This window comes from Rhodococcus sp. APC 3903 (assembly GCF_030407755.1).
Taxonomy (GTDB): Bacteria; Actinomycetota; Actinomycetes; order Mycobacteriales; family Mycobacteriaceae; genus Rhodococcus_F; species Rhodococcus_F erythropolis.
The window spans coordinates 90,340-93,763 of record NZ_JASDCV010000005.1; the positions used below are offsets into that span (position 1 = coordinate 90,340).

A 3,424-nucleotide genomic window follows, 5' to 3' on the forward strand; every position below is an offset into this window, starting at 1 on the left:
GCCGGCTGATGCACGGAATTTGTCCGTTTCTGCGATAGTCAGTGCACCTGCCGTGCAATGGAAACGAGGGAAATTGAGCGTTATTTCGAGTACTGCACACAAGCACGAGCCCATACACGGACGACGTCCACCAGCGGATCACCGCTTCCTCGGACTCGACACACGCGTCTTCCCACACGCCCTCGCGATCTTGGGGGTGTGGATGCTCTGGACCGTGATCGTGCCCGCCATCGATTCCGCTGTCTCCTCCGAAGATCCAACCGGCGCCGGAGACCGAATGGCCGTGACCGAAACGGTCTCCTTCGCCGCACCTGCGGGCTGGAATGTCGAGAGTGGTTTCCGAACCGACCAACATGGCGCGTCCGATTCGCTCCCACGTGTGACGTTGACCGGCGGCACCGTCACCGTGAGCGTCGACGCCGACACATTCAGTGGAACTGCCGACGAGCTCCTCTCCCAAACAGATGCCGTGAGTCTTGCGACGAACGGCAGTTCCGTGCTTGCGGTCTCCGGTACACGCCAGCCGATCAGCACCGACGGGGGTCTGAGCGGCGTCCAGGTCAGCTTTGACACTCCGCGGTCCGCCGGATCGGTGACCACATTCGTCGCCGACGGCGAGGGAATTCGGGTACAGGTAGTCGGCCCACCCGATCAGATCGCCGCCCGCAGTCGAGAAATCACCGACATGATCGCCTCCATCGGCACACATAAGGGAGACACCAAGTGAGCAGCGATCTCCTCGAAACCCGCTCCCGCGCATTCGATACGACGGCCTGGGGCGAGAAATTTCACTTCTTCCAACCACGCAACGTCGTGTTCTGGATATACCTGTGGATGTGCGGATTCGGCCTCGTCAAAGGCTGGCAGATGTTCGCCCCCTTCGCCGGATACTTCGGGCGCGCACTCCTCGTTGCCGGCATCGTCGGCATCATCAGCGCCGCGGTCTGGACATGGTGGTTCCGGCACATCGACCGCTACGAACGCCAACCCGTAGGACTAGTGGTAACCGGCTTCATCTGGGGCGCCACCGCAGCAACGTTCACTATCGCAGTACCCGCGAACGGAGCAGTCGGCTCGCTCTACACGAAGATTTTCGGGCAGGTATGGGCTCAGGACTGGCATGCGGGCCTCTCTGCACCGTTCGTGGAGGAAACCGCCAAAGGCATCGGCATCGTCGTCCTCCTCGCGCTTGCACCGCGACTGGTGCGCACCGCAACCGACGGCCTGCTCCTCGGCGCTTTCATCGGCTTGGGATTTCAGACCAGCGAAGACTTTCTGTACTCGATTGCCGGCGCGACGCAGGGCTTCGGCGCCCACCAAACCGACGGACTGATCGGTTCCATCGCCACCCGCACCTACTCCGACATCGTCTCTCATCCCCTCTTTACAGCCCTTTTCTGCGCCGGCGTGATCTATCTGATCGGCACCCCGGCCCAGCCCCGGCGGATCGGACGCGGATTGGCGTTGATCGTGGCACCCATCCTGATCCACGGCGTGTGGGATTCGATGCTCGCGATCGCCGGCGGCAGCAGTTCGCTCGTGTTCGTCATCATGATCGGCGACATCGTCTTCGCTTTCACTGCCTTGTGGATCGCGTTCGTCTGGGCGCACCCACGTGAATCCCACTTCGTCCGTGACATTCTCGCCCCGGAAATCGAGTCCGGCGTCCTGACCGACGCCGAGGTGACAGCCGCCGGCGGATGGCGACAACAACGCACTTACGCGAAAGCCGCACCCACTCGCACAGAACGTCGCCAACGACGACATATCGTTCGTGCCGCGCTGGATCTGTGCAGCGACCTTGCTGTCAGCAAGGGCGACGACAGCTCCCAGGTCGTCGAATCACGCAACGAAATCACCCGCCTCCGCCAAGGAACCGCGGCACAGAGCATCGATCGGTGACCGCGAAGTAGCGGAAGTACCGTTCAGCACCGTAAGTCATTTACCCACACCCCAGTCGGCGTGAGTGGGGTACCGAAGTTTGGTGTGTCGCGGGGTGGGGGATACAGCTCACACTGGTGCACGAAGCAGTGCCGATGGTTCTCCAGCGCGAATCGCGAATTCGCGCACTGTCGGCTCGCGAGTGCGCCTGGATGCTGAATGACGTTGTCCTGAAGTGTCTTTGAGGACCGCGAAGCATCCTGAAGTTGCCACGTCGAAGAAGGGCCGAAGTATGACGTCGACTTGTGAACGATCACTCCCCGTAGAACGAGAAAGACCGCCCGGTGTAGAACCGGACGGTCTTGATCGAAGTGCTAGTTCATGCGCCGCGACGCTTGGCCTTCAGCAAATCGAGACGCTCTTTGAGGAGCTCTTCGAGTTCCTCGACCGAGCGACGCTCGAGCAGCATGTCCCAGTGGGTGCGGGGAGGCTTGACCTTCTTGGCTTCGGGGGCAGTTCCCTCCATGAGGGCGCCTTCGAGGCCGTTGCGGCACAACCAGGTGCCGGGGATCTCGGCTTCGTCCGCGAACGGGATGTCGAAGATCTCGCCGTTCTCGCACTTGTACTTGGCCATACGACGGGGCGCGAGGTCATGGTCACGGTCGGTCTCGTAGCTCACAGCTCCGAGACGGCTACCTCGAAGTACGCGATCTGCCATGGTGGTGTCCTCTCTTCGTTCGTCACCGCTGGTGGGCGCCCTGACTTGGGGAGTAGACGCTCACACTCATCTACAACGCCACGAGCACCCGATTGGTTCCCGTGTGGCGAGAAGACGCAACCTCTCCACCTTACCGGGTACCGCGCGCGTTCATCGAAGGCGTCCGAATCTCGAGTACAGTGTCGACTCATGGCTGAGAGCACACGCGTCGGATCACCGCAGACTGCGCGTTCCGGAAACCCGTGTGTGTGGTGCGGCCGCGAGGTCGCGGTGACGGGAGTGGGTCGTCGTCGCCGGTACTGCAGCCAGTCTTGTCGCCAGCGCGCGTACGAGCAGCGCAATGCCGTCAAGGGCACGACGATCCCGGCTGACGCCGTCATCTTGACCGCCGTCGAGGCCGTCGAACTGGTGGATCGGATGTTCGAGGTTCGCTGCGCCGCCGAAGATGTGGCGACTGCTGTTGCCGAGGGAGCCGAAAGTTCGGAACTCGCACAGTTGTGTGAACGGTTGACCGAACTTGCCCGTGAAGCCGAACGTTTCCGGTGAAGCAGGTGTGGGCAACCGGTTTCTAGCCTTGCGTTGAGCGCCGCAGCACTGCGGTGCGCCTGACGCCTGACGACGACAAATTCTGATCCTGAGTTCGGACCTTCGGGGAGGTTCGGACTTCGAAGCGACCCTTCGTCGAGGTCGATGACCTTCGGCTGCGCTCTCGCAGGATCGCCACATGGTTTCCACTCGATATCGAGGCGGTGCGATGTTTCTCTTCAATCCCCGAGCCACAGTTCCCGGCGTTGATCGTCACAACGCTGTGTGGGGGTGGTCGTG

Annotated in this window: 4 protein-coding genes; 3 read left to right on the forward strand and 1 reads right to left on the reverse strand. The window is 61.9% G+C overall.

Going from position 1 to position 3,424, the window contains the following annotated elements; genetic code table 11:
* Positions 1-73: 73 nt before the first annotated feature.
* Both QMA15_RS08925 and QMA15_RS08930 read left to right on the forward strand, forming a co-directional pair.
* Positions 74-727 (forward strand): hypothetical protein, encoded by a 654-nt coding sequence (locus QMA15_RS08925; protein ID WP_290284021.1) that lies wholly within the window; start codon positions 74-76, stop codon positions 725-727.
* Complete coding sequence (locus tag QMA15_RS08930) at positions 724-1,902, forward strand: PrsW family intramembrane metalloprotease (protein ID WP_019748474.1); 1,179 nt, start codon at positions 724-726, stop codon at positions 1,900-1,902. Before QMA15_RS08925 ends, QMA15_RS08930 begins: the two co-directional genes overlap by 4 nt.
* 358 nt (positions 1,903-2,260) lie before the next feature.
* Here QMA15_RS08930 and QMA15_RS08935 read toward each other — a convergent pair whose 3' ends face one another.
* On the reverse strand, positions 2,261-2,599 hold the full coding sequence (locus QMA15_RS08935; protein WP_019748472.1) for an RNA polymerase-binding protein RbpA: 339 nt from the start codon (positions 2,597-2,599) through the stop codon (positions 2,261-2,263).
* Positions 2,600-2,788: 189 nt separating this feature from the next.
* Here QMA15_RS08935 and QMA15_RS08940 point away from each other — a divergent pair, with 189 nt between their 5' ends.
* The gene (locus QMA15_RS08940; RefSeq protein WP_020907776.1) at positions 2,789-3,145 is read left to right on the forward strand and encodes a hypothetical protein; all 357 of its coding nucleotides are present in this window, start codon (positions 2,789-2,791) and stop codon (positions 3,143-3,145) included.
* Positions 3,146-3,424: the final 279 nt, after the last annotated feature.